Source organism: uncultured Tateyamaria sp., assembly GCF_947503045.1.
Classification (GTDB): Bacteria; Pseudomonadota; Alphaproteobacteria; order Rhodobacterales; family Rhodobacteraceae; genus Tateyamaria.
The window spans coordinates 243,229-268,211 of sequence record NZ_CANNCF010000003.1 but is presented as its reverse complement, the minus strand read 5'-3'; the positions used below and the strand labels follow the sequence as shown (position 1 = coordinate 268,211).

At 61.9% G+C, this 24,983-nt stretch carries 27 protein-coding genes; 9 read left to right on the top strand and 18 right to left on the bottom strand.

The annotated features are described in order from the left end of the window. Positions 1–86 precede the first annotated feature (86 nt). From Q1A89_RS15050 to Q1A89_RS15030, 5 genes are all read left to right on the top strand, one after another. On the top strand, positions 87–839 hold the full coding sequence (locus Q1A89_RS15050) for an alpha/beta hydrolase (RefSeq protein ID WP_299729908.1): 753 nt from the start codon (positions 87–89) through the stop codon (positions 837–839). Beyond that, positions 836–1,810 (top strand): alpha/beta hydrolase, encoded by a 975-nt coding sequence (locus tag Q1A89_RS15045; protein ID WP_299729905.1) that lies wholly within the window; start codon positions 836–838, stop codon positions 1,808–1,810. The genes Q1A89_RS15050 and Q1A89_RS15045 overlap by 4 nt, the downstream gene beginning before the upstream one ends. Next, a complete protein-coding gene (locus Q1A89_RS15040) occupies positions 1,810–2,238 on the top strand; it encodes a VOC family protein (protein WP_299730570.1) in 429 nt (142 codons plus the stop codon). The genes Q1A89_RS15045 and Q1A89_RS15040 overlap by 1 nt, the downstream gene beginning before the upstream one ends. A 17-nt stretch (positions 2,239–2,255) precedes the next feature. After that, entirely contained in the window at positions 2,256–2,870 is a 615-nt protein-coding gene (locus Q1A89_RS15035) for a hypothetical protein (protein WP_299730568.1), read from the top strand. A 95-nt stretch (positions 2,871–2,965) separates the two neighbouring features. After that, positions 2,966–3,676 (top strand): alpha/beta fold hydrolase, encoded by a 711-nt coding sequence (locus tag Q1A89_RS15030; RefSeq protein WP_299729902.1) that lies wholly within the window; start codon positions 2,966–2,968, stop codon positions 3,674–3,676. A gap of 154 nt (positions 3,677–3,830) precedes the next feature. On the opposite strand, the gene Q1A89_RS15025 is transcribed toward Q1A89_RS15030, so the two are convergent. Then, the gene (locus Q1A89_RS15025; protein ID WP_299729899.1) at positions 3,831–4,418 is read right to left on the bottom strand and encodes a DUF6151 family protein; all 588 of its coding nucleotides are present in this window, start codon (positions 4,416–4,418) and stop codon (positions 3,831–3,833) included. Positions 4,419–4,423: 5 nt separating this feature from the next. Next, positions 4,424–5,698 (bottom strand): polyhydroxyalkanoate depolymerase, encoded by a 1,275-nt coding sequence (phaZ, locus tag Q1A89_RS15020; protein ID WP_299729896.1) that lies wholly within the window; start codon positions 5,696–5,698, stop codon positions 4,424–4,426. 149 nt (positions 5,699–5,847) lie between these two features. Between phaZ and phaC the strand changes: the two genes are divergently transcribed. Both phaC and Q1A89_RS15010 read left to right on the top strand, forming a co-directional pair. Further along, entirely contained in the window at positions 5,848–7,662 is a 1,815-nt protein-coding gene (gene phaC, locus Q1A89_RS15015; protein ID WP_299729894.1) for a class I poly(R)-hydroxyalkanoic acid synthase, read from the top strand. 155 nt (positions 7,663–7,817) lie between these two features. After that, positions 7,818–8,264, top strand: coding sequence for a phasin family protein (locus tag Q1A89_RS15010; RefSeq protein WP_299729892.1), 447 nt, complete (start codon positions 7,818–7,820; stop codon positions 8,262–8,264). An 87-nt stretch (positions 8,265–8,351) separates the two neighbouring features. Here Q1A89_RS15010 and Q1A89_RS15005 read toward each other — a convergent pair whose 3' ends face one another. Beyond that, positions 8,352–9,227, bottom strand: coding sequence for a LysR family transcriptional regulator (locus Q1A89_RS15005; RefSeq protein ID WP_299729890.1), 876 nt, complete (start codon positions 9,225–9,227; stop codon positions 8,352–8,354). A 104-nt stretch (positions 9,228–9,331) separates the two neighbouring features. Here Q1A89_RS15005 and Q1A89_RS15000 point away from each other — a divergent pair, with 104 nt between their 5' ends. Both Q1A89_RS15000 and phaR read left to right on the top strand, forming a co-directional pair. Then, positions 9,332–10,270: an NAD(P)H-binding protein gene (locus Q1A89_RS15000; RefSeq protein ID WP_299729887.1), complete on the top strand. Its 939-nt coding sequence runs from the start codon at positions 9,332–9,334 to the stop codon at positions 10,268–10,270. Between the two features lie 82 nt (positions 10,271–10,352). Then, the gene (gene phaR / locus Q1A89_RS14995; RefSeq protein ID WP_299729884.1) at positions 10,353–10,910 is read left to right on the top strand and encodes a polyhydroxyalkanoate synthesis repressor PhaR; all 558 of its coding nucleotides are present in this window, start codon (positions 10,353–10,355) and stop codon (positions 10,908–10,910) included. 28 nt (positions 10,911–10,938) lie between these two features. On the opposite strand, the gene Q1A89_RS14990 is transcribed toward phaR, so the two are convergent. From Q1A89_RS14990 to rlmJ, 15 genes are all read right to left on the bottom strand, one after another. Continuing rightward, complete coding sequence (locus Q1A89_RS14990; protein WP_299729881.1) at positions 10,939–11,841, bottom strand: aminotransferase class IV; 903 nt, start codon at positions 11,839–11,841, stop codon at positions 10,939–10,941. Positions 11,842–11,968: 127 nt separating this feature from the next. Beyond that, on the bottom strand, positions 11,969–13,147 hold the full coding sequence (locus Q1A89_RS14985; protein ID WP_299729879.1) for a DegT/DnrJ/EryC1/StrS family aminotransferase: 1,179 nt from the start codon (positions 13,145–13,147) through the stop codon (positions 11,969–11,971). Positions 13,148–13,265: 118 nt separating this feature from the next. Beyond that, the gene (locus Q1A89_RS14980; protein WP_299729876.1) at positions 13,266–14,567 is read right to left on the bottom strand and encodes an FAD-binding oxidoreductase; all 1,302 of its coding nucleotides are present in this window, start codon (positions 14,565–14,567) and stop codon (positions 13,266–13,268) included. Between the two features lie 48 nt (positions 14,568–14,615). Next, positions 14,616–15,977, bottom strand: a complete 1,362-nt coding sequence (locus Q1A89_RS14975) for a glutamine synthetase family protein (RefSeq protein WP_299729873.1) — start codon at positions 15,975–15,977, stop codon at positions 14,616–14,618. 3 nt (positions 15,978–15,980) lie between these two features. Beyond that, positions 15,981–16,658: a type 1 glutamine amidotransferase gene (locus Q1A89_RS14970; RefSeq protein WP_299729870.1), complete on the bottom strand. Its 678-nt coding sequence runs from the start codon at positions 16,656–16,658 to the stop codon at positions 15,981–15,983. 39 nt (positions 16,659–16,697) lie between these two features. Next, positions 16,698–18,032, bottom strand: a complete 1,335-nt coding sequence (locus tag Q1A89_RS14965; RefSeq protein ID WP_299729867.1) for a glutamine synthetase family protein — start codon at positions 18,030–18,032, stop codon at positions 16,698–16,700. A gap of 59 nt (positions 18,033–18,091) precedes the next feature. After that, positions 18,092–18,898 (bottom strand): ABC transporter permease subunit, encoded by an 807-nt coding sequence (locus Q1A89_RS14960; protein ID WP_299729864.1) that lies wholly within the window; start codon positions 18,896–18,898, stop codon positions 18,092–18,094. After that, complete coding sequence (locus Q1A89_RS14955) at positions 18,898–19,785, bottom strand: ABC transporter permease subunit (protein ID WP_299730565.1); 888 nt, start codon at positions 19,783–19,785, stop codon at positions 18,898–18,900. Before Q1A89_RS14955 ends, Q1A89_RS14960 begins: the two co-directional genes overlap by 1 nt. 125 nt (positions 19,786–19,910) lie before the next feature. After that, entirely contained in the window at positions 19,911–20,654 is a 744-nt protein-coding gene (locus Q1A89_RS14950; RefSeq protein ID WP_299729861.1) for a VPLPA-CTERM sorting domain-containing protein, read from the bottom strand. A 171-nt stretch (positions 20,655–20,825) separates the two neighbouring features. Further along, positions 20,826–21,557 carry a transporter substrate-binding domain-containing protein gene (locus tag Q1A89_RS14945; protein ID WP_299729858.1) on the bottom strand — a complete coding sequence of 244 codons (732 nt, stop codon included), beginning with the start codon at positions 21,555–21,557 and terminating at the stop codon, positions 20,826–20,828. Between the two features lie 30 nt (positions 21,558–21,587). Then, positions 21,588–22,361: an ATP-binding cassette domain-containing protein gene (locus tag Q1A89_RS14940; RefSeq protein WP_299729855.1), complete on the bottom strand. Its 774-nt coding sequence runs from the start codon at positions 22,359–22,361 to the stop codon at positions 21,588–21,590. Between the two features lie 122 nt (positions 22,362–22,483). Continuing rightward, positions 22,484–23,203: a PhnD/SsuA/transferrin family substrate-binding protein gene (locus Q1A89_RS14935; RefSeq protein ID WP_299729852.1), complete on the bottom strand. Its 720-nt coding sequence runs from the start codon at positions 23,201–23,203 to the stop codon at positions 22,484–22,486. Between the two features lie 14 nt (positions 23,204–23,217). Then, entirely contained in the window at positions 23,218–23,652 is a 435-nt protein-coding gene (locus Q1A89_RS14930; protein ID WP_299729849.1) for a TerB family tellurite resistance protein, read from the bottom strand. 27 nt (positions 23,653–23,679) lie between these two features. Then, positions 23,680–24,111 (bottom strand): TerB family tellurite resistance protein, encoded by a 432-nt coding sequence (locus tag Q1A89_RS14925; protein WP_299729846.1) that lies wholly within the window; start codon positions 24,109–24,111, stop codon positions 23,680–23,682. A gap of 10 nt (positions 24,112–24,121) precedes the next feature. Further along, positions 24,122–24,895, bottom strand: a complete 774-nt coding sequence (gene rlmJ, locus Q1A89_RS14920; RefSeq protein WP_299729844.1) for a 23S rRNA (adenine(2030)-N(6))-methyltransferase RlmJ — start codon at positions 24,893–24,895, stop codon at positions 24,122–24,124. Between the last annotated feature and the right edge of the window lie 88 nt (positions 24,896–24,983).

Below are 24,983 nucleotides of genomic sequence, written 5' to 3'. Positions count from 1 at the left end.
CGCAAGGAATTCTCCCAGCGTCAGGATGGACAGTGCGCAGCACCCTGCGCATGATCCCTGCAAAACCAAAGGGGAGAGGGGCAAGCATGGCAGCGCCTGAATATCTGGAAACAGCGCAAGGACGGCGGCTGGCCTATCATCTGACGCCCGGGGACGGGCCGACGGTTGTGTTCCTGGGCGGCCTCAAATCCGACATGGAGGGGACCAAGGCGATCCACCTCGAGGCGTGGTGTGCCGCACATGGCCGCGCATTCCTGCGATTCGACTATTCCGGCCATGGCGAAAGCTCGGGCACGTTCGAAGAAGGCTGCATCGGCGACTGGGCAGAAGATACGGCACATGTGTTAACATACCTTACCAGCGACGCACTGATCGTAGTGGGCAGTTCGATGGGGGGCTGGCAGGCGCTGCTTTTCGCCCGCGCGCATCCCGACCGGATCGCGGGTTTGGTCACCATCGCCGCAGCGCCCGATTTCACCGAAGACGGTTATGCCGCGTCCTTCACCAAGGACCAGTGGGCCACGCTTGAGAGGGACGGGCAGGTCGAGATGCCCTCGGACTATATGGAGCCCTACATCATCACCCGCCGTCTGATCGAGGATGGCCGCGACCAGTTGGTGCTGCGCGCGCCCTTGCCGCTGCCCTTTCCGGTGCGCTGCCTGCAGGGCACTGCCGACACCGCCGTCAGCACCGAAACGGCGGTGCGGCTGCTGAACCATGCCGAGTGTCCCGACATGCGCCTGTTGCTGGTAAAGGACGCTGATCACCGGTTTTCGGACGGTCCCTGTCTGGGCGTGATCGAGGCGGCGATCACGGAAATTCTGGACACGGGCGCATGAGGCGGGTGTTGGGCTATGTGCTGGTCGGGATTGTCGTCGTTGTCGTGGCGCTGTGGCTGTTTGGCCCCTATGAGGATGCGACGCTGACGCCGCGCCCCGTGACGGTCGATGCGGACTTGGACTCCTATTTCGCGGGCGTCGAGGCGGGGTTTGATGACATCACCCCCGGCGTGGAAAAGCGGGTGATCTGGGCGGGCGATGCGGGCGCGCAGACCGAGTGGGTGATCCTTTATGTACATGGGTTTTCGGCGACGTCTGAAGAAACGCGGCCAGTGCCGGACCGCCTTGCGGCAGAGCTTGGGGCCAATCTGATCTTTACCCGCCTGCAAGGCCATGGGCGCGATGGCGCAGCGCTGGCCACCGGCACGGTGCAGGGTTGGGCCACTGATCTGGACGAAGGGCTGCAGGCCGCGCGGATTGCCGGGCGCAAGATCCTGATCATGTCGGCCTCGACCGGCGGCACTTTGGTGGTCGCACTTGGCCAGAATGCCGAGATGATGGAGGGGGTTGCGGGGCTGATCTTTGTCTCGCCCAATTTCGGCATCAAGAATCCGGTTGGGCGGCTGCTCAGCTGGCCTGCGGCGCGCTATTGGCTGCCGCCGCTGGCAGGGGCGGAGCGCAGTTTCGCCCCGCAAAACGACGCCCATGGCACCTATTGGACCACGGAATATCCCAGCGTGTCGGTGATGCCGATGGCCGCCCTGATCGATGCGGCCAACGCGCAGGATCACACAGGCCAAACCATCCCGGCGCTGTTCTGGTTCTCGCTGGAGGATCAGGTGGTTGAGCCTGAACGGACGGCCGAGGTGGCCGCGGTCTGGGGCGGAGGGGCCACGGTGGTGAACCCCGATCTGGGTCCCGGGGATGCCCCGTTCGCCCATGTTATTGCCGGCGATATCCTGTCGCCGGGGCAGAATGATGCAGCGGTTTCAGGTATGCTGGACTGGGTGCGCAAGCTGGAGGGGCAATGATGGAGCAACGGGTTTCACTGATCACATTGGGGGCACGGGACGTGGACGCGCTGGCCGCGTTTTACGAGGCGTTGGGCTGGGCGCGGGTGGACAGTCCGGACGGCGTGATTGCCTTTGATCTGATCGGGCAGACGCTGGGATTGTATCCGCTAGCGGGGCTGGCGGACGAGATTGGCGTATCCGTAGACACGCTGGGGCACGGCGCGATGGCGCTGGCCCACAACGTGCGTGAAAAGGGCGATGTAGCCGCGCTGCTCGCGCAGGCCGAGGCGGCGGGGGCACGGGTGCTGAAACCGGCCGCGGACGTGTTCTGGGGCGGGCATCACGGCTATTTCGCAGACCCCGAAGGACACATCTGGGAAGTGGCGTTCAACCCGTTTTCCCCGCTTGGCCCGGACGGCGCCTTTCAGTGGAACGGGGTTGGCTGATGCGGCGACCGGCCAGCATGTGGAGCCTTGAGACCCTGGGTCGCGTGCGCCTGTCCAAGCACTTTTTCATGCGCGATTTCCTGTATTCGGAGATCGGAAACTTTCACGAAATCAGGAACCTGCCGCGCGATCCTGATCTGGCCATCGCCAACGGGCGGATGCTGTGCACAGAGCTGTTGGACCCGTTGGAAGAGACCTTTGGGCGGCTCGCGATCCGCTCGGGCTATCGCTCGCCCGAGTTGAACCAGTACGGCAACGAGAACAAGCTGAACTGCGCGCGCAACGACAATCCGCTCGAGTGTCACATTTGGGACTGGGGCACGGGCGAGGCTGCGATTGCAGGCACGTCGCTGGCGATTCCGTGGTTCACGAATCGCTATGAGGCGGGGCGTGACTGGCGCGATCTGGCGTGGTGGATACATGATCATCTGCCCTATTCTGCAATGTGGTTTTTCCCCAAGCTTTGCGCCTTCAACCTTGATTGGCGCCCCACGCCGCGGCGCATGATCGGCAGCTATATCGCGCCCAAGGGGCTGTTGTTGCGCAGCGTGCAGGTCCCGGATGAGCCACTGGAGGAACGGCGCAAACGCTATGCTGACTTCCCGCCGTTTCGCGGAATTGCATATCCTTGATCCGCAGCAACATCTTGGGCTTGCCGCGCCGCTTCGGGCAAGCCATTGTGGCGTCAGGGACCAACAGGGGATGGTTGACGAAATGAGGCTGTGGCATGGCTGAGCCGTTGGTTTTGCTACCGGGAATGATGTGCGATGCGCGCCTGTTTGGTCCGCAAATCGCTGAGTTGTCCGCCGAATTCTCGATCATGGTCTCGCCCATCACACGAGGCGAGCGGGTCGAAGAGATCGCCAGTGGATTGCTGGACGAATTGCCCGCCCGCTTTGCCCTTGCGGGCCTGTCCATGGGCGGGATCGTGGCGATGGAGCTTTTGCGCCGCGCGCCGGACCGGGTCACCCGTCTGTGCCTGATGGACACCAGCCCGCTGGCCGAAACGCCGCAGGCCTCGACCGCGCGCGAACCTCAAATCGTCAAGGTGCGCACGGGGCAATTGCAAGAGCTGATGCGCGACGATGTGCTGCCGGAATATCTGGGCCCGGGCCCGTTTCGCGCCGAGATCACCGAGCTGATGCTGGACATGGCCGACGCCCTTGGGCCGGAGGTGTTTGTGCGCCAGTCCCGCGCCCTGCAGCGCCGTCGCGACCAGCAGGGTACCCTGCGCAAATGCAAGGTGCCGACGCTTGTCCTGTGCGGTGAACATGACGCGCTGTGCCCGGTCAAACGGCACAGTTTCATGGCCGAGTTGATCCCCGGCGCAGAGCTGCGCGTGATGGAGGGAGCGGGCCATATTCCGACCCTCGAAAGGCCCGCTGAAGTCACGCAAGCACTGCGCGACTGGATGCGGCAACCGCTGATTTTGCGCTAGAGGGCGCATTCGGCGCTATATCGGTGTTTTACTGATTGTTCAGAAAGGTTTACGGCGCAAAGTGGTTGTGCACCGGGCGTGCACACACTGTGCACCACCTGTGCACCGGGCGGATGCATTTGGCGATGGATTAACGCCCCGTGCGGGTCAGAACTCAGCCTTGTGGAGCGGTGGCAGCGGCGCGTTCGTCTTTGCTCAGCACGTAGATTTCCGCGACCGGTTCCAGCGTGGCGGGATCAAAGAACGGGGTCGCCTTCCAGCCCCCCGTCAGGCGCGCCGGGATCGCGTTGCGCGCGAGCGTCAGCACCGCGTGACGCAGCCCGTCGTGATAGGAGGTGCCGTCGCCTTTCTGGACGTTGGCGCGGGTCTTGACCGGGCCCAGGGGACTGGCATCCGGCGTGCGGTCGGTAAAGAAGGCGGCAAAGGCGACCTTGGGCGAGCGCAGCGTGTTGAACAGCATCGCCCCGCAGCAGCGCGCATGCCAGCGCAGAATGCCCTTGGGCGAGAGCGAGAACACCGCCAACTGGTCCGCGCCTGCCTCGAAGTGGATGCGGTTGGGCGTGGTCTGGTAAAGCTGCACCGGACCATCGGGCGCGCTGTTGTCGGGGTCGGCAAAAACGATCGCCGCGCGACAGTCGCCGCAATAGCAGTCGACCCGGTTGCCATTGCCGGGGCTGACGCCGCGCAGGGTGCCCCGCACAGTGCCGCAGGTGCAGGAAAAGGGCAGATCGACGCCTGCCATCCCGCTCAGGCCGCTTTGTTCTTGTTGGCCGGTTTCTTCTTCGCGGTACCGGGCGAATTGGCGTCGATGAATTCGAGCACCAGCGGGCGGATGTTGTTGCGCCAGCTTTTGCCCGCAAAGATCCCGTAATGGCCTGCGCCTTCTTCGACGTGGCTTGCCTTTTTCTCGTCCGGCAGGCCCGTGCACAGATCAAGCGCGGCGATGCACTGGCCGGGGGCCGAGATGTCATCATTGGTGCCCTCGACCGTTTTCACGGCCACGGTGGTGATCTTGCCGATATCGACCGCTTTGCCGCCCACGGTGAACGCGTTCTTGGCGATTTCGCCGTTCTTGAAAATGCGGTCCACGGTGGAGAGGTAGAATTCGGCCGTCATGTCCATGACAGAGAGATATTCGTCGTAGAACTTGTTGTGCTTGTCGTGATCGCTGGCGTCGCCGCGCGCCACGGCGCCAATCTGGTCCTGAAACGCCTTGGCGTGTTTTTCACCGTTCATCGAGATGAACGAGGCCAGTTGCAGAAGGCCCGGATAGACCATGCGCCCCACGCCCGGATATTTGAACCCGACGCGCTGGATCATGGTTTCCTCAAGCTGGCCCATGGTGACGCGGCGGCCAAAGTCGGTCACGTCCGTCGCGTTGGCATCCGGATCAATCGGCCCGCCGATCAGGGTGAGCGAGCGGGGCTGGGCCTTGGGGTCTTCTTCAGCCAGATAGGCGGTGGCGGCCAGCGTCAGCGGCGCGGGCTGGCAGACAGCGATCACATGGGTGTCGGGGCCGAGGTGGCGCATGTAGTCCACCAGATAAAGCGTGTAATCCTCGATATCGAACTTGCCGGCGCTGACGGGAATGTCGCGCGCATTGTGCCAGTCGGTGACGTAAACTTCGCAATCGGGCAGCAGCGACATCACGGTCGAGCGCAGCAGCGTGGCGTAGTGGCCCGACATTGGCGCGACCAGCAGCACCTTGCGGCTGCGTTTCTTGCGGCCCGGTACGTTGAAATGGATCAGATCGCCAAAGGCGTTCGGCACAACGATGTCGATGCTGATGGGGTGGTCCTTGCCGTCTTCGCAGGTGACCGACGGGATGCCCCAATCGGGTTTGACCACCATGCGCTGGAAGGTCCGTTCGGTGACTTCGCCCCAGGCACGCATCCATTCCATGGCCGGGTTCGGGATCATTGCAAATGCCGGATAACTGCCCAAGGCTTGCGCGGATGCGCCCAGCCATTGGTTGGTGTTCCGCATCGTTTCCATCAAATCGTAACTGGCCATGTAGCGCATCGTGCACTCCTCATACAAACGGGGGCGGGCGCGCACTGCCCGCGTGGGACTTGGTGTCGCTTTGCCCCCTGAAACATGCGACGATATAGGGGCACCAATTGGGCAGGCCCAAATGCTGCATGTGCGAAGACTACGGGGAAGATGTTAACATGACAACCAAGACGACAGAAAACACCACAATTGGTGCAGTCTCGGGCGAAAACCTCGACAAATTGAACACAAATCTTAAGAAAGTCGAAGAACTGACGCAGCGTCTGACCCAGGTTATGTCGCATCGCAGCATGCACAACGCCGCTTTGGACGGCCCGAATCAGGAGTTGTTCACCAAGGCCGCCACCGCCTATTGGTCTGAGGCCTTGCGCGACCCGGCCAAGGTGCTGGAGCACCAGTTGCAGTTCTGGTCCAAGTCCGTGACCCATTTCGTTGAGGCTCAGCAGGCGCTGTCCAGTGGCAAGCTGCAGGCCCCCGCCGATCCCGGTCCCAAGGACCGCCGCTTTGCCAATCGGCTCTGGGACACGCATCCCTATTTCAACTTCGTCAAGCAGCAATACCTGATCAATGCCGCCGCCGTCGAACAGGCCATTGATGATGTCAGCGACATGGACAGCAAGGAAAAGCAGCGCCTTGCCTATTTCGGCCGCCAGATCCTCGACATGATGGCACCGACCAACTTTCTGGCCACCAACCCCGACGCGCTGGAAAAGGCGGTCGAGACCGAGGGCCAATCCCTTGTGCAGGGGCTGGAGAATCTGATTTCCGATCTTGAGGCCAACAATGGCGAGCTGATCGTCAAGCTGGCCGATGACAAGGCGTTCGAGCTGGGCGGCAACATCGCCACAACGCCCGGCAAGGTGATTTTCCGCAACAAGATGATGGAGCTGATCCAGTACACGCCCACCACCGAGAAGGTGCACAAGATCCCGCTGGTGCTGTTTCCGCCGTGGATCAACAAATTCTACATCCTCGACCTCAAGGCGCAGAACTCGATGGTCAAATGGCTGGTCGATCAGGGTCACACGCTGTTCGTGGTGTCCTGGGTCAACCCGGATGCGGCCTATGCGGGCGTCGGCCTTGAGGACTATGTGCAGGACGGATACCTGACCGCGATCAACGAGGCTAAGGCGATCACCGGTCAGAAACAGGTCAACGCCATCGGCTATTGCATTGCGGGCACCACGCTGTCGCTGACGCTGAGCCTGCTGAAACAGCGCGGCGATAAGTCCGTCAAATCCGCCACCTTCTTTACCGCCCTCACCGATTTTGGCGATCAGGGCGAATTCGCGCCGTTCCTCACGGATGACTTTATCGATGGGATCGAGGCGGAATGTGCCGACAAGGGCATTTTGCCGTCCGTCATCATGGCGCGCACCTTTACGTTCCTGCGCTCCAACGATCTGGTCTATCAGCCTGCGATCAAGAGCTACATGATGGGGCAGACGCCACCGGCCTTTGATCTGCTTTACTGGAACGGGGACGGGGCCAACCTGCCGGCCAAGATGGCGATGCAGTATTTGCGGGGGCTGTGTCAGCGCAATGAGCTGGCCACCACCGGCTTTGATCTGATGGGCCATCACCTGACGCTGGATGATATTGACGTCCCGCTGTGTGCCATTGCCTGCGAGACCGATCACATCGCGCCGTGGAAGGACAGCTATCGCGGCATTCAGGCGATGGGGTCCAAGGACAAGACATTCATCATGACCCAGTCGGGTCACATCGCGGGCATCGTCAATCCGCCGACCAAGAACAAGTACGGGCATTATACCAACACGGACCTGAACCTTGATTATCAGGACTGGGCCGAAAGTGCGGAGTTCCACGAAGGGTCGTGGTGGCCGCGTTGGGGTGAGTGGCTGAAGAAGCGGGCAGGGGCGCAGGTCAATGCACGCGATCCGGGTGATTCTGCGCACCCGATTCTGTGTGATGCGCCCGGAACATACGTTACCGTCAAGGCGAAACCCTAGAAAAACTGCCATTTTGTCGTTGCTTTTCGTAGGGTTAACTTTTTTGCTGCAGCGCAGCGAAAATACTTGAAATGCTGCGGCGCAGCATCTATGTTCTGGTTCAGGAATTAAACCGTGGGTCCTCCCCCCACACCTGAACACAAAGGACTGATACAATGGCTAAGACACAAGACATGAGCGCGATGTTCAAAGACGTTATGGGTTCTTTCCCCGTCGACACAGCATCCATGGAAGACGCTTTCAAAACAGCGACATCGCTGAACGAAAAGCTGAGCACCGTCGCAATCGACGCGGCTGAAAAATCGACAGAAATCTCGTCCAAATGGACAAAAGAGACTCTGGCCAAACTGGCGGACATGTCGAAAGCCAAAGCCGAGCCAGCCGACTACGCCAAGGCAATGACCGATTTCGCATCGTCCTACGCCGAAGTGACAGCCGAGCACATGGCCGCTTTCGCTGAAGTTGCGAAAAAAGTCCAAATGGACACCGTCGAGCTGATGATGGCCGCTGGCAAAGACATGAGCGAAGACGCTTCTGCCGCCGTGAAAAAAGCCACAGGCGACATGACAGCTGCTGCCAAGAAAGCCGCTGCTGCAAAGTAAGCGCACAAGAGATATCGCGCCCACCTTCCTCCCTGAACGGGTGCGATGACTTTGGCGGGTCCTGCGGGGCCCGCCTTTTTCTTTGCCTCAGGCCCTGAGCGACCGGGCGAGCCAGTCATAGACGCGACGCACCCGCGGGCTGGTGCGCACCTCACCATGTGCAGTCAGCCACATCGGCAGGGTCGCCACCGCATTGTCGCCGGACACCCGGACCACCCGCGGGTCCGCATCGCCCACGGACATCTGGCCAAAGCCGATGCCGCATCCGGCCACAACCATTTCCCAACACGCCACCTGATCGTCGCAGCGCAGTGCAAAACTGTCGCGCGTCACCTCAAAACCTGCGCGCGCAAACCCGTCGATCAGCAAAGTGCTGCGGTCATAGCCAATCAGGACATGGTTGCGGATATCCGCAAGGCTATCCGGTTGCCCATGTTGCGCGATATAGGCGTGGGCGGCATAGGCCGCCACGGGCACGTCGGCCACGTGCTGCGCGATCACGTCCTGCTGCGTGGGTCGGTACATCCGCAGCGCGATATCGGCCTCGCGCCTGAGCAGATTGTCGGTGCTGTCCGAGGCGACAACCTCGATCGCGATTTCCGGGTAAGTGTCGCGCAGAGATTTCAATTGCGCGGGCAGCACATAGGTGGCCACAACCTGGCTGGCCGTGATGCGCACGGTGCCGGCCAGATCGCTGCCGCGCCCCGTGGCGGTCATTGCAAAGCGGGCGGCGGCATCCGCCATCTGGCCCGCATGTGCGACAAGGTCTTTGCCTTTTGCGGTCAGCGCCATGCCGCCCCGGCTGCGGTCGAACAGCCGTGTGCCAAGGTCGCTTTCCAGAAGGGCGATGTGACGGCTGAGCGTGGGTTGGCTGCTGCCAAGTGCACGGGCGGCGGCCGAGAGCGATCCGTGTTCGGCCACGGCGGCGAAGGATTGCATTTGGGTCCAGTCGGGGGTAAGCATCTATTATCCAATTATGAATGGAAACTATCACATTTAGCCAAATGATATCGGAAATCAAATGCTTTATCCAGATGTCAGAGGATCAATCGGCGAAAGGATATCAGATGGGTCATGTGATTGTTTTGGGCGCAAAGGGTCGGTTTGGCCGCGCCGCAGTGGCGGCTTTTGAGGCGGCGGGATGGAACGTGACCGCACTGGCGCGGTCCTGGCCCGCCGGGGCGGGGCCGACACGCGTGTTACTGGATGTGACGGATGTCGCCGCGCTGAAACAGGCCTGCGCCGGGCAGGACGTGATCGTCAACGCGGTCCACCCGCCGTATCACCACTGGCCAACAGCGGTGCCGCGGATCACGGCTGCGGTCATCGCTGCGGCGCAAAGTTCGGGTGCCACGGTGATGATACCGGGCAACATCTACAATTACGGCGCGGACCTGCCGCCGGTACTGTCCGAAACAACCCCTTGGGTCGGCAATACGGGCAAGGGTGCCATTCGCATTCGTATGGAGCAGGCGTACCGCGATGCAGGTATCCGCACCATCGTGTTGCGCAGCGGGGATTACTTTGAGGGCGCAAAGACCGGAAACTGGTTCGAAGATCACATTGCCCCCAAGGCCGCGCAGGGCAAGTTGAGCTATCCCGGCCCGCGCGATCTGCCCCATGCCTGGGCCTATCTGCCGGATATGGCCCGTGCCCTTGTGGGCCTTGCGGAGCAGCGTGAGCGCTTTGATATATTTGAGGAATTCGGGTTTGAGGGCTATACGCTGACGGGCGATGAGCTGGGCGCGCTGATCGGGCAGATCATGGACCGCGAGATGCGCTTTACCCGTTTTCCATGGTGGGCGGTGCGCACTACAGCACTTTGGTCGCCCTTGATGCGCGAGGTGCTTGAGATGCGCTATCTCTGGAACCGTGCCCACAGTATGGACGGCCGCAAGTTGCGCGCGGCTCTTCCAGGCTTTGTGCCGACCCCGGTCGAGGTCGCCTTGCGCGCGGCAACCGGTGCAGATTTGCCCCATCGCGAAGGCATCCCGACCCCCGCCTGAGCCGACCCACGCGCCACCTTTCTTTTTCCCGGGAGTGCGCCTAAGCTGCAATGCAGCACGCACGCTCGGGGAGAACAGCATCGTGACGGATAAACCAGCACCGCTCTTGATCAAACGCTATGCCAGCCGCCGTCTCTACAACACCGAGACCAGCGATTATGTGACTCTTGAGGATATCTCGGGCTTCATCCGTGACGGGCGCGAGGTGCAGATTGTGGACCTCAAGACCGGGGATGATCTGACGCGCCAATACCTGTTGCAGATCATTGCCGAACATGAAAGCCGCGGGGACAACGTGCTGCCCGTCGATGTTCTGAACGATCTTGTGCGCAGTTACATGGGGGGCGGGGCGTCGGTGGTGCCACAGTTCCTGCAGGCCTCGTTCGAGATGCTGCGCGACGGGCAGAGCAAGGTGATGGAGAATGTCACGGCCCTGAACCCGATGACCAAGATGCCCGGGTTCGAGTTGATGCAGGCCCAGCAGGAGGCGTTCATGAAAGCGATGACCGGTGGTTTGACCCCCGGTTGGACCGGTGGAGCCGCCCCGTCCGAGGGGGAGCCCGAGGAAGAGGCCGAGGATCTGGCCACCATCAAGAAGCAACTGGCCGAGTTACAGGCCAAGCTGTCCAAACTGTCCTGACAATGGCGGGCGCACCTACAGGTGCGCCTTACGGGTAGAGCACGTCCGTGCGGTGTGTGTCTCGCGCAATCCAGTCGAAATAGCGCTGCCGCAGCCCGGTGGCCACCGGCCCTGCGGCGCCGTTTGAAAAGTGCCGGTCATCGACCCGCGCGACCGGGATGACCCCGCCGCCGGAGGAAGACAGGAACACCTCGTCCGCGCCCCAGAATTCTTCAAGCGGCAGGGGCCGGACCGCGCTGGTCAACCCCGCCTCGGCGCACATGTCGAGCACCGTCTGGCGTGTGATCCCGTGCAACACACCTGCATCCGGCGTGACCACCTTGTCTCCAAACACCGCAAAGACGTTGAATCCCGGCCCCTCGGTCACGTTGCCCTGATGATCGAGCAATAGCGTCGTTTCAAATCCCCGATCCTTGGCCTCGAACAGGCCGGAGGTGAAATCGCCCCAGTGGTAGTTCTTGACCCTCGGGTTCACGCTGTCCGCCGGGATGCGCCGCACGGATTTGGCGATCCAGACCGAGGTGCCCTGGGCTGCCGCGTCGGGTTTGACGATGTGCACGTAAGGCACGCACCACGCATAAAAGTGGTTGGCGCAGTCGCGCGGGTCGCGGCTGCCTGCGATGGGGTTGCGCCCCCGTGCGGCGACCATGGCGACGTAGGCGTCCTGCAAGCGGCTCGCGGCCACCATGTCCTGCAGGGCCGCGCAGATGGCGGCGTGGTCCATGCCAATGTCGTAGCGCCCGGCGGTGAGTGAGGCGATGAAGCGGGTGACGTAGTCGTCGAGCCGGAAGAACGCGCCCCGCCAGACCGGCACCACGTCATAGGCGATGTCGCTATGGGTCAAGCCCCAGTCGGTGACGGGAATGGCGGCGTCGGTGATGGGGATGATCTGGCCGCCCATCCAGGCGGCTCCTTGGTTCAGGTCTGTCATGAGCGTGACGCTAGCGCCTGGGGTTGGGCGGGGGAAGGGGGGCATCGCCATTGTCTCTCGGACCAATGGCGTTCCAATGGCGATCTCCCGGCTGCGCCTCCCCCGTAGTATTTTTGGTCAGAAGAAGTCAGGCGGCCCTGGATTCCGTGGCGACACTGATCGCGTGCAGCAGCACATCGGCCACCGCATTGAGCGTGTGCGTGGGCAGGTGCACCGGCAGGCGCACGTCACAGGCCCGCATCAGCATTTTGCGCGTCTGGGGTAGTTCGGGCAGGTCGGGTATGAATTGCCAGTTCCAGAAGGCGCGCGCATTGTCCGCACTGGCGCCAAAAACCTGCACCTTGACCCCGTCGGCCCCTGCGGCGGCGACAAAGGCCGCGACCTGCGCGTCGGTCATGTTGATCAGGTTGAACTGGATGGAATCCGGTGCGCGCACCTCGCCCTTGAGCGGGTCGGGGACGTGGATATGCGGGCTTTGGCCCAGCAGATCGGCCACATGGTCGTGGTTGCGCCGCCCATCCTCGACCCGGCGGGCAAGATGGGGCAGTTGCGGGCGGATCACCGCAGCCGACAGGTTCGACAGGCGCAGGTTGTAAAGCGGCAAGCGATTCTGATGCGTGGCAAAGGCGTCCTGCAGGACGGGGTGTTTTTTCCAATTGTGCTCGTAAGCGCCGGACATGATGATGGCGCGCGCAACCAGATCGGCGTCGTCGGTGATCATGATCCCGCCTTCGCCTGCGTTGATCATCTTGTAGGACTGGAAGGAAAAGCAGCCCACTTTGCCCAGCGTGCCGATCTTGGCCCCGTTCCACGTGGTACCAAGCGAGTGGGCGGCATCCTCGATCACCGGGATGTCTGCGGCATCGCACAGCGCCATGATCGCATCCATATCCGAGGTGTGCCCACGCATGTGGCTGACGATCACGGCGCTGACGGTCGGCAGCTTGGCGGCGAAATCGTCGATGTCGATGCGGTAGTTGTCGCCCACCTCGCAGAGCACCGGCAGGCAGTCGGCATGCAGGACCGAAGAGGGCACAGCGGCAAAGGTAAATCCGGGGATCAGCACGCGCGCATCGCGCGGCAGGTCCAGCGCCTTGAGCGACAGGAACAGGGCCGCAGAGCAGGACGATACGGCGAGCGCGAATTTGCTGCCCATCATCTGTGCGAATTCCGCCTCAAGCAGTGAGACGGGTGCATCCGCAGCGGCGGTGTAGCGGAACAGGTCGCCTGAATTCAGCAGGCGGTCGATCTCGGCGCGCGCGGCTTCGGGGATGGCTTCGGCGCTGTGCATGTCGGGGATGCCCATATTTCAGATTCCTTATGCATGGTTTCCAGTTTTGTAAAACTGTTCGCAGGAAAAAGAAACGGTTTTGTGACGTTCAGGCGGGTCACAGCCGGTGTGTTGCTGGTTTGGTATAGAGCGCCTAGAGGCCGAGGCGGTCGCGCAGGGCGTACCATGTCATCGCCAGCGCCAGCAGCGGCGTGCGCAGGCGCGGCCCGCCCGGAAAAGGCTGGGCGGGAATCGCGGCCATCGTGTCAAAGCCGCGCGATTGGCCGAGGATCGCGTCCGCCATCAGCTTGCCTGCATGGGTCGCAGTGCCCACGCCATGCCCGGAATAGCCCGAAGCCGACAGCGCATTGGGTGCGATGCGCGCGAGATAGGGCAGGCGTCTCATCGTGATGGCCAGCGTGCCGCCCCAGGCATAGTCGATGGGGATGTCGGACAGATGCGGAAATATCTGTACCATCTGTTTGCGCACCACGCCCGCGATGTCACTGGGAAAGCGGTAGCCATAGCTTTCCCCGCCGCCAAACAGCAGGCGCTTGTCATGGCTGAGGCGAAAATAGTTCACCACGAACCGGCTGTCGGCGACGGCGATGTCCTGTGCCAGCACGCGCGCGGCCTCGTCCCCCAAAGGTGTCGTGGCGGCGACAAAGTTGTTGATCGGCATGACGTTGCGCGCCACGCGCATGTTCAGATCACCGAGATAACCGTTGCAGGCGAGGATCAGATGGTCGGCCCGGACCACACCGTCGGCGGTGCGCAAAGTGACCTGTGACCCGTGGTCGATGGACTGAACGGCGCTGCGCTCGTACAGAGTCGCGCCCGCCCGTTCGGCAGCGCGAGCCAGCCCAAGGGCAAAGCGCAGCGGGTGCAGATGGCCTGCCGTGCGGTGCAGAATGCCGCCGCAATAGGCGGGTGAGGGGCACAGGGCAGAGAGGGCGTCGGCGTCCAGCACCTCCATCTGCAGATCATAGTGATGCGCCATGTGGGCGGCGTACTCGTGCAAGTCGTCGACTTCGCCCTTGGTCTCGCCGACATGGGCAAGACCGGGGCGCAGGTGGCAATCGATGTCGTGATCGCGGATCAGGGATTGAACAAGGTCCAGCGCGTCCTGTGACAGCGCCCAAAGATCGCGGGCGGCCTGCATGCCGACCAGTTTCTCCAGAGACGGCTGTTCAAGGCGCTGCCCCCAACCAAGCTGCCCGCCATTGCGCCCCGACGCGCCAAAGCCTGCGCGATGGGCCTCAAGCACAACCACGCTGTGCCCGGCCTGGGCCAGATGCAGTGCGGCGGACAGGCCGGTATAGCCCGCGCCGACCACGCACACATCCGCGCGTACTTCGCCCTGCAAAGGCGCGCGCTGCGCGGGTATGTCGGCGCTGGCCGCATACCAACTGTCCGGATAGGCGCCGGGACGATCATTGGCGTAAAGCAGGTCCATCAACTTCTCTGATTTAGAAAAATCCCCCCCGGAGGGCCGGGATGCCGCTTAGACATTGGTCAGCAAATGCTCGCGCTCCCACGGGGAAATGACTTGCAGGAATTCGTCATATTCGGCGCGTTTGACGATGGCATAGACGCGGGCAAATTCCGGGCCCAGCACCTTGTGCAGGGGCGCGCAGCCTTCGAACAGCTCAAGCGCGTCGCCGAGCACGCGGGGGATGTCGCCTTCGCCCTCATAGGCGTCACCCTTAAATTGCGCGCCGGGGCGTCGTTCCTCCATCAGGCCGAGATAGCCGCAGGCAAGCGAGGCCGCGATCCCGAGATAGGGGTTGCAGTCCATGCCCGCGATGCGGTTTTCAACGCGGCGGGCTTGCGGCGATGACAGGGGGACGCGGATGCCGGTGGTGCGGTTGTCGCGGCCCCACGCGAGGTTGATGGGTGCTGCGTGATCCTTGACGTAGCGCCGGTAGCTGTTGACGTAAGGCGCCATCACCGCAAGGGCGGCGGGCATGTAATTCTGCAATCCGGCGATGAAGTGGAAAAACGCATCCGTGTCACCACCCTGAGGGCCGACAAACAGATTCTTGCCGGTGTCGATGTCGAGGATGGAGTGGTGGATGTGCATCGCGCTTCCGGGCTCGTCCGCGATGGGTTTGGCCATGAAAGTGGCAAAGCAGTTGTGGCGCAGTGCCGCCTCGCGGATCAGGCGTTTGAAGTAGAACACCTCGTCCGCCAGCTTGACCGGATCGCCGTGCAGCAGGTTAATTTCCAACTGACCCGCGCCGCCTTCCTGTGTGATGCCGTCGATCTCGAACCCCTGGGCTTCGGCAAAGTCATAGATGTCGTCGATGACGGGGCCGAATTCGTCCACGGCCGTCATCGAATAGGCCTGCCGCGCGGCGGCCGGGCGACCCGAGCGGCCGGTCATCGGCTTGATTTCCTGCGCCGGGTCGAGATTGCGGGCAATCAGGAAGAACTCCATTTCCGGTGCAACAACCGGTTTCCAGCCCTGATCCTCGTACAGCTGCACCACCCGTTTCAGCACATTGCGCGGGCTGAAGGGGACGGGGCGGTCCTTGCGGTCATAGGCGTCGTGGATCACCTGCAGAGTCCAGTCCCCGGTCCAGGGGGCGGCGGTCGCGGTGGTCATGTCGGGCTTGAGGATCATGTCCTTTTCGATGAACCCGTCCTCATCCGCCGCCTCGCCCCAGCCGCCGGTGATGGTCTGGTAAAAGATGCTGTCGGGCAGATGGAAATAGGCCTGCTTGGCGAATTTCGAGGCGGGCACCGCCTTGCCCCGCGCGATGCCGGGCAGGTCGGATATGACGCATTCGACCTCGTCCAGCCGCCTGCCTTCGAGGTAGAGGCGGGCCGCATCGGGCAGGTCGCTTAGCATAGGCTCGCTCATGGGTCAGGTCTCGCGTTTGAGGAAGGCGGCCATGTCGGCAGCAATTGTCGATTGGTGGGTGGGCTCGGGCAGGGCGGCGCGGGCGGCATCAAGCTGCCCGTCCGGCACGACACCGGGGCCGCGATAAGTGGCGAGCGCGTCGACCATCTCGGCCCCGAATTCGGGGTGAGGCTGGATGGTCCAGATGCGGTCCCCATAGACGAGGGCGGCGTTCTGGCAGGTGTCGGCGCTGGCGATCACCGAGGCGGTGGGTGGCACGTCCACCACCTGATCCTGATGCCATGCGTTGATGGCGAGCGCTTGGCCCTTGTAGTCATAGCTTTGCCGTCCCACGACCCAGCCGCCATCCCATTTTTCGACCTTGCCGCCCATCGCCTGCGCGATGATCTGGTGGCCAAAGCAGATGCCCAGCATGGGCCGGTCCGCGCCATGGATGTCGCGGATCAGCTCTTCGAGCGGGGGGATGAACGGGTGGTCCTCGTACGCCCCGTGTTTGGAGCCGGTCACGATCCAGCCCTCGCAGGCCTCGGGCCCGGACGGAAACTCCATATCCACCACATTGAAGGTTTCAAACGCGAACCCGTGTCCGCCCAGCAGGCGGGCAAACATCGCGTCATAATCCCCGATCGGCCCCTGAACTTCGTCAGGTGCGTGACCGGTTTGCAAAATGCCGATTTTCATGGATCACCTAAGGTTTACGGCGCAAAGATAAAGCAGGCCCTAGACCGTGTCGAGGTAGATTTCGGTCTGCTCTTCGACGCTGAGTTCGCTCATATACTGCGCCTCTTGCCGCTTGGTCATGACGAAATTGCGGATCAGTTCAACATCAAAGATACGGGCGGTTTCGGGGTTGGTCTCGAACGCATCAATGGCGTCTTTCCATGTCATCGGCACCGATGGCAGGTCTTGGGCATAGGCGTTGCCGGAGATGGGCGCGGGCGGTTCGGCGCCGTCTTCGATCCCGTTGATCGCAGCCCCCAGAACGGCGGCGATAGACAGGTACGGGTTCACATCGCCCCCGGCCAGACGGTGCTCGATACGTCGCGCGGCAGGCGGGCCCGAGGGGATACGGATGGCCGCCGTGCGGTTCTCGTAGGCCCAGGCGATGCCGGTCGGGGCATGGGCGCCGGGCACGAAACGGGCATAGGAATTGGCGTGCGGCGCAAAGATCAGGGTGGAGCCGGGCATGCCATTCAGGCACCCGTTCACCGCATGACGCAGCATGTCACTGCCGGTGGAGGAGCCATCGTCAAAGACGTTCTTGCCGCTCTCGTCCAGCACAGAAAAATGCATGTGCAGCCCGTTGCCTGCGTAGTCTTCGTAGGGTTTCGCCATGAAAGAGGCGGCAAAGCCGTGTTTGCGTGCCATGCCCTTGACCAGCATCTTGAACAGCCACGCGTCATCCGCTGCCTTCAGCGCGTCGGACTGGTGCATCAAGTTGATCTCGAACTGGCCCAGACCTGCCTCGGAAATCGAGGTGTCGGCGGGGATGTCCATCGCTTCGCAGGCGTCATAAAGCTCGGAAAAGAAGTCGTCGAACTGGTCCAGCGCGCGCAAGGACAGGATCTCGCCCGCGACCCGGCGCTTGCCCGAGCGGGGGGACATCGGCACCCGCAGGCGCTTGCCTGCATCATCGATCAGGAAGAATTCAAGTTCTACGGCAACAACGGGCGTCAAACCTCTGGCTTTGTAGCGTTTTTCAACTTCGGCGAGGGCATGGCGCGGATCGCCCATAAAGGGGCGTCCATCCTCGTGATACATCCAGATCGGCAGAAGACCGGATGCGTTTTCGAGCCACGGCATGGGCATGAACCCCCGCTCGGTTGGTTTCAAAACGCCGTCCCGGTCGCCCGATTCCATCACAAAGGGGCTGTCGTCGATATCCTCCCCCCAGATGTCGAGGTTCAGCACGGACATGGGAAACCGGGTGCCGTCGGTGGCCACCTTGTCGGCAAAACGCACGGGCATCCGCTTGCCCCGCGCCACGCCATTCAGGTCCGACGCCGCCACCCGGATCGTGCGGATGTTGGGGTTTTCGATCAGCCATTCATGCATTGGTCTTTTTCTTCTCTGATTTAAAAAAATCCTCCCCGAAGGGCCGGGGTCAACTGGCCTTAGCGGATCAGATTGGGGCGCAAGCGCAGCTTTTGGCGCGCGTTGGCGGGAAGGTGGCGGTTGAGGTGTGTGTTTACCAGTCCAAAGCCTGCAATAATCACCAGCGTGAGCAGGATGAAATACATCGCGAGGATGGGATAGGGCACAAAGGGGTTAAACGTCTTGTCCGCAAAATAGCTGGCATAATAAAGCGCATCACCCCGTTGCTGCCAGGCCGGAAAGCCCGAGAAATAGACCAGCGTGGTGGCGTGAAACAGAAAGATGGCCTCGTTCGTGTACGCGGGCCAGGCGAGGCGCAGCATGGTCGGAAACACCACCCGGCGGAACCGCAGCCAGCCAGACAGGCCGTAGGCATCTGCCGCCTCGACCTCGCCCTTGGGGATGGATTGCAGCGCGCCATAGAAAATCTGCGCCGAATAGGCGGCGGTGTTGAGAAACAGCACGATCAGCGCGCCCAGCCAGGCGGCGGTGAAGGGTGAAAAGAACGGATAGACGCCCTTGAGGCTGAGAAACAGGAAATAGGCAAAGAAGAACTGGATGAACAGCGGCGAGCCGCGGAACAAAAAGATGAACCACTCGGCCGGCTTGCGCAGCCATGGGTTCGCCAGTCCCTTTGCCACGGCGATGGCGGTGGCAAGGAAAAAGCCGGTGCACAGCGCCATGACCCCGAAATAGACGTTCCAGATCATGCCTGACCCGATCAGCGTGAATTGTTCGCACAGGGTGAAATCAGAGCGTGGCAGCAGCCGCTCGCCAATCCCGATGGCGCGCAACCCGTAATCCTGAATGGTCTGAAGACACGACACTACGCAGCCACCCCTTTGCGCTGCGCTTCGCCACCCGAGGTGGCCTGGCCGCGGGTGAGACCCGCCATGATGCGGGTCAGGATTTTTTCCGACCCCCATGTCATGAAGAGGTAAAACACCAGAAGGGCAAAGAAATACCACATCCGCCAATCGCCATGCGGATAAGAGGTGAATTGTGCCGTCTTGGTCCCGCCCAACTCGCGTGCCCAATAGACGACATCCTCGATCCCCAGCAGGAACAGCAGCGGTGTGGCCTTGATCAGCACCTGCCAGAGGTTCGAAAGCCCGGGCAGGGCAAACACCCACATCTGCGGCACCAGCACCCGCCAGAAGGTCTGGCGCGGGCTCATCCCGTAGGCCTCGGCGGTTTCAAGCTGTGCCTTGGGCACAGCCCGCATGGCCCCAAAGATCACGTTGGCCGCAAAGGCCCCGAAGACGAGCGCAAAGGTGATGACCGCAAGGCCAAAGGCATAGGTCTGGTGGACCACCTGCGGGGCACTGCCCAGCGGCAGCTTGGCCTGCGGGCAGACCAGAAAATCGTTGCCCTGACGGATCGGATCGGTCCAGTCCGGGCACAGCACCTGATGGCGCATCCACTCAAACCCCTGATCCAGCGCGATGACGAAGAACAGGAAAAACGCGATGTCCGGCACCCCGCGCACGATGGCGATGTATCCCTTGCCGAACCACGACAGCGGCAGGATGCTGGACCGTGCCGCCATCGCTCCGCCAAAGCCGAAGGCCAGCGCCACGGGGGCGGTGACGGCCAGAATCCCGAGTACCTTCAGAAAGCTGTAGTAAAAGGAAAAATGCACACCCGTGGTCAGATAGCAGGTCAGCCAACTGAGCGTGGCCAGCGTGTCGGGGTCGGTGCAGTAAGAGAACATGTAAGGGTGGCTCCGGCGCAGTTCTGCAGAGACTAGCGAAAAGTCGCCGCCGTACCAGCCAAAACGCACATCGCCCCGCCACCAGTACGGCAGCGGGGCGTGAGCGCATCAGGTTTGGTCGTTGCTCAGCTTTTGCGTCGCGCCAGTCGCAGACCGCCAAGGGCCGTCAGCAGCAGCAAGGCACCCGCTGGCAGCGGCACGGCAGGTGGGTTTGTCACCACGTCGCGGCTGTTGAGGGCTGCAATGTCATAGACCCGCGAGAAGATGCCACTCGGAGCAATGCGCAACCCGGTTGTATACTCCTCTCCGTCGGCAAAGCCGAAATCACTGAGATCCCAGCCGTAGATGCCCCCGCCAAAGTTGCTGCCGCCTTCACCGATGTTGAAAGATCCGAGGAATGCCCCCTGCAAGCCACCGGGAAAAAATGTTTCGTCGGCCAACGCGAGCACGCCATTGTTGTTGTCGCCGAACGCGACAAGATCGATGCCGGCGCCGTTGAACAGCGTGTTGTCAGTGAATGCAAAGGCAAGTGTCGCCTGCGGGTTGCCGTTGAGGTTGAAGTTCAATTGGAACTCCGTACCAAGGTCGCCATCGGCACCGTTGGCAGGTGTTCCGGCCCCGCCGACGCCCGTTGCGACTTCGGAGAAGTCGGCAAATGCGTTGTCGTTGAAGGACACTGTGCCGATGGTCGTTGTCGCTTGCGCTGCGCCGACCATAAAGCCACCTGCGAGCAGCGCGGCCAAAAATGTATTTTTCATGTGGAAACACTCCAAGGTCATTAAAACTAAAGACAAAAAGAGGATGGTGTCGCGGGATGTCAAATCGCAAACGGCCACTTTTCCGAAATGAAAACGTGGAAATACCCGCAATGGGCGCAATCGTGCCTGCACCCCGTTTTATTCAAGGTGCAGCGGCGCATGCCCTAGGGTTCATTTTTTCAAAATGAAAAACGCCTGCATCGCGTGGTTTGCGCCAATAGCGGGCGAAAACAGGCGACACAGGCGTCTAAGGAATCAAGGCCCGTGGGCCTGTGATCGGGTTTAGTACTGGGCTGTTTCCTCGCCGAACCACTTGACCAGAATCGCGTTGAGCGAGCCGTCGGCTTTCATCTCGGTGATGATCGCGTCGAACTTTTCCTTCAGCTCGGTGTCGGATTCACGCAGGCCCATGCCGATGCCGCCGCCAAGGGGCACTTCTGGCCCGACAAAGACCAGCTCTCCGCCCGAGGCATCCACCAGTGGCGCGAGATAGTCGCGGTCGGCGAAGACGGCGTCCGCCTCGCCATTGCGCACGGCGGCAACGGTTTCTTCGGGGGTTGCGAATTCGACCAGTGTCGCGCCGCTTTCGGCGATGTAGCCTGCCTGAATGGTCGCTGTTTGTGCTGCGATCACGCCGCCCTCGACATCGACACCGTCAGCGGCACCCACATAGGCGGAGGCGGTGGGGGGGAAGTAATCCTGGGTGAAGTCGATGACCTCGTCACGTTCGTCCGTGATGCTCATTCCGGCCATGATCGTGTCGTAGTTCGAGGACACGAGGTTTGGAATGATGCTGTCCCAGTCGTTCTTGACCCATTCGCAGGTCAGTTCGGCGCGTTTGCACAGCTCGTCGCCCAGCTCGCGCTCGAACCCGTCGACTTCGCCCGCGTCGTTGATGAAGTTATAGGGAGGGTAGGCGCCCTCGGTGCCCATGCGCACGACCGAGTGGCCGTCGGCAAGAGCGAATGTGGCTGTCATGGCAACAGCGACAGTGCTGAGTAGAATGGATTTCATGAGTGATACTCCCGTTTTTTGGTTTTTTGTTTACGCAGCGTGGGTTGCAGACAGGAACCCGCGCAGACGTTCGGATTTGGGCGCGCCAAAGAGGTCCTTTGGCGACCCTTGTTCTTCGATCAGGCCCTGATGCAGGAACACGACGTGATCCGAGACATCGGCGGCCAGTTTCATGTCGTGGGTGACGATCAGCATGGTGCGCCCTTCGCCCGCCAGATCCTTGATCACGCGGATGACTTCCTGTTCCAGTTCGGGGTCAAGCGCGCTGGTTGGCTCGTCAAAAAGCAGCGCCTCGGGCTCCATGCAGAGTGCGCGCGCTATGGCGGCGCGTTGCTGTTGCCCGCCAGACAATTGGGCGGGAAAGACGTCGCATTTGTCGCCGATGCCCACCTTGTCGAGATAGCCGCGTGCGGCCTGTTCAACCTCGGCTGGATCGCGGCGCAGCACGGTCACCGGCGCCTCCATCACGTTTTGCAGGATGGTCATATGGGCCCAGAGATTGAATTGCTGAAACACCATGGACAGGTTCGTGCGGATGCGCAGTACCTGTTTGGGATCAGACGGGCGGCGGCCATGGGCCTGCCCGGCCCAGGCGACGGGCTCGCCCTTGAACATCACCTCGCCCTGCTGGCAATCCTCAAGCAGGTTGCAGCAGCGCAAAAGCGTCGATTTGCCCGAGCCCGAAGAGCCGATCAGAGAGACCACATCACCCTTGCGCGCGGTGATATCCACACCCTTGAGAACCTCAAGCGACCCGTAGGCCTTGTGAAGATTGCGGATTTCGATGACGGGCTGATCTTGCAAAGGGCGCGCTCTTGTTGGGCAGTCAGGCGGTATAAGGGCGCAAATTCGGGGTCATGTCCACGCCCAATTCGCCGCAATCGCAGGGCAATTGCCCAATTTGACGTCGGGTGATGCCGAATTGGTCACGGCATGGGCGGGATAGGGATGGCGCGGTAGATCGCCTCGGGGATTTGCACCAGCCCTTTGAGCAGCAGGATGTCGCGATCGGCGGCGTCCATGGTGTGAATGGACCGTGTCACGGCCTGCGCAATCGGTTTGGGATCCCGCGATTGGGCCGTGATCAGGGGCAGGCCCGGGGTTGGTTTGGTGCGCATGAAGGCCTCGAGCCCGGCAAAGACCTGCGGTTCGGCCCGGTCCCACATCATGTAGCTGATGGCATCAATGGCCGCGTAGTCGGCGCGTCCATCCAGCACCGCATTGGCAGAAGCAAGATGCGCGCCGGTCTGCATCGTTGCCGCCGGTCGCAGCCCCTTGTCGGCCAAAAGCGCCACAGGTGCGGCCCAGCCCGATTGCGACAGCGGGTCGTTAAAGGCGATGGTGCCGCCGCGCGCGAGATCGCGCAAGGAGCGGGAATCACCCCGGCGGCGCACGATATAGCTGTAGTAGTAACCCTGTGGACAGTCGCGCAGCCCGTAATCCGGGGTGCCGACCAGATTGACCTGCCCATAGAGCCGCGCGCGAAAAGGCAGCCCGCAGGTCTGGGCCAGCAGCAGGTCGTCCGATTGCCATGCCTCCCACGGGTCGATGTCGCGGCTCAACGCATCAGGGCCATGGCCAAGTTCGGTGCGGATGGCGTGCCAAAGCCGGTCATATGCGGAAGCAGCGTGCGGCATGTCATACATGCCCAAAAAGGTGATCACTTCGACACGCGCTGTCGGGCGAGGGCGCTGTCTGGGTCGGAAATGCCCAAAAGGTTGGTGACAAGGCGCAAAAGCGCGTCTTCTTCCTGTGCGCGCTGGCCGTCAGCAAGGACAACCTTCCAGAGGGCCTCGATCACGGCCAGCCGATCCTCGTATGCCACCGCATCCTTGATGGCGCGGGTAAAGCGCACGGTGTCAGGGGCTTCGGCCTCCATCGCTTCGGCCTCGGTGCGCAGGGCGGTGACCTCTGCCGCGGGCAGGCCATAACGGTCCTGGGTGATCTGATCGATCAAGCGCTGCTCGTCACCGCTGTAGTCATTGTCCGACCGGGCCACACGCACCAGCAGTGCTGTCAGCGCCAGCCGTGCGTCACCGTCCGTTATCGGGGCGGGGTCAGGCTGGATCAATCTGTTGAGGAGGTCCTTGAACATGACATGCATATACGTGTGCGCCCGGCATTAGCCAAGCGCGCGCGACTTTATGTTTGCACTGTCTTCGGGGGTGATGCCCATGGTTGCCTCAATCTGATGCAAGGTGGCCTCTTCGATTTCGGCGTGATCGCCATCGGCCAGCAGCACCTGCCACATCGACAACGCAAGGTTGAAGCGGTCGTCGTAAGGCACTGTTTCTCTGAGGATTTCGCCGAATTCCGGCGTGCCGGGCGCGTGCCGTTCCAGGGCCTCGCAGGTGGCGCGCAGCTTGGCGGCCTCAATCGGTTTGAGGTCAAAGGTGCGCGACAGGACCCGGTCAATCGCGCCCACTTCGGCGGCGCGGTAGTCGCGATCGGCCATGGCGATGCGCACCAAAAGCGCGCCCAGTGCCAATTGCGGCGTCGGTTCGGGCAGTTTTGGCGTTTCCTTGGGCCGTTTTGGAAACAGGCGTTCGAACATCGGGTTGCCCCTAGCTGAGTGTATCGAAGCGAGTTTTCAATTTTGCGGCCTCTTGGGCAAGTCCAAAGGGCGGGCGGATCACGAACAGGCCCGATCCGATCATCCCGTGTCCCGGTCGCGCAGGTGGAAAGCGAACTTCGTGGCGCAAGGCGTCGTGGTGATCTTTTTCAAGCGTTTTCAGCATGCTGTGATGTGATCCTGAGGTCAGGATCGGATACCACAGCACGATGATGCCCACATTCCATGCGCGGACGTATTTTTTGATATGGCCCGGAATGGTGGCATAGTCGTCCTTGATCTCGAAACTCGGGTCGATCAGCAAAAGACCCCGGCGCGGGTCCGGAGGCAGCATCGCATGGGCCATGGCAAAGCCGTCCGTGCGGCGACACTTGGCTGTGGGCAGCGCCAGTTCGAGGTTCAGATGCTCGCCGGGATGCAGTTCGGCCAGCGTAATCCGATCCGTATCGCGCAGGGTCTGCACCGCGATGAACGGCGAGCCGGGATAGGCGCTTTGCCCATGAGTTTCAGTGGTTTGCGCGAGGCAGCGCATGTAGGGATGGCTGGCTTCAAACCAGTCTTTGACCCGCGCAATGCCTTGTTTTGCCTCCCCGGTTTTTACCGCCTCATCCGCGCTCAGATCATAAAGCGCACGGCCCGCATGAGTTTCGATATAGCTGAGCGGTTTGTCCTTGCGGGTGAGATAGTCGAGCATCCAGGCCAGCAAGCTGTGCTTGTGCACATCCGCAAGGTTCCCGGCATGATAGATATGTTGATAGCTGAGCATGGCCCCGGGTGTAGCGCACTGGTGCGCGCGCGCAACGCACAAGTGCCCGGTTTCGGGCGGGTCGCGCGAATCGGGGGCGGCGCGACCG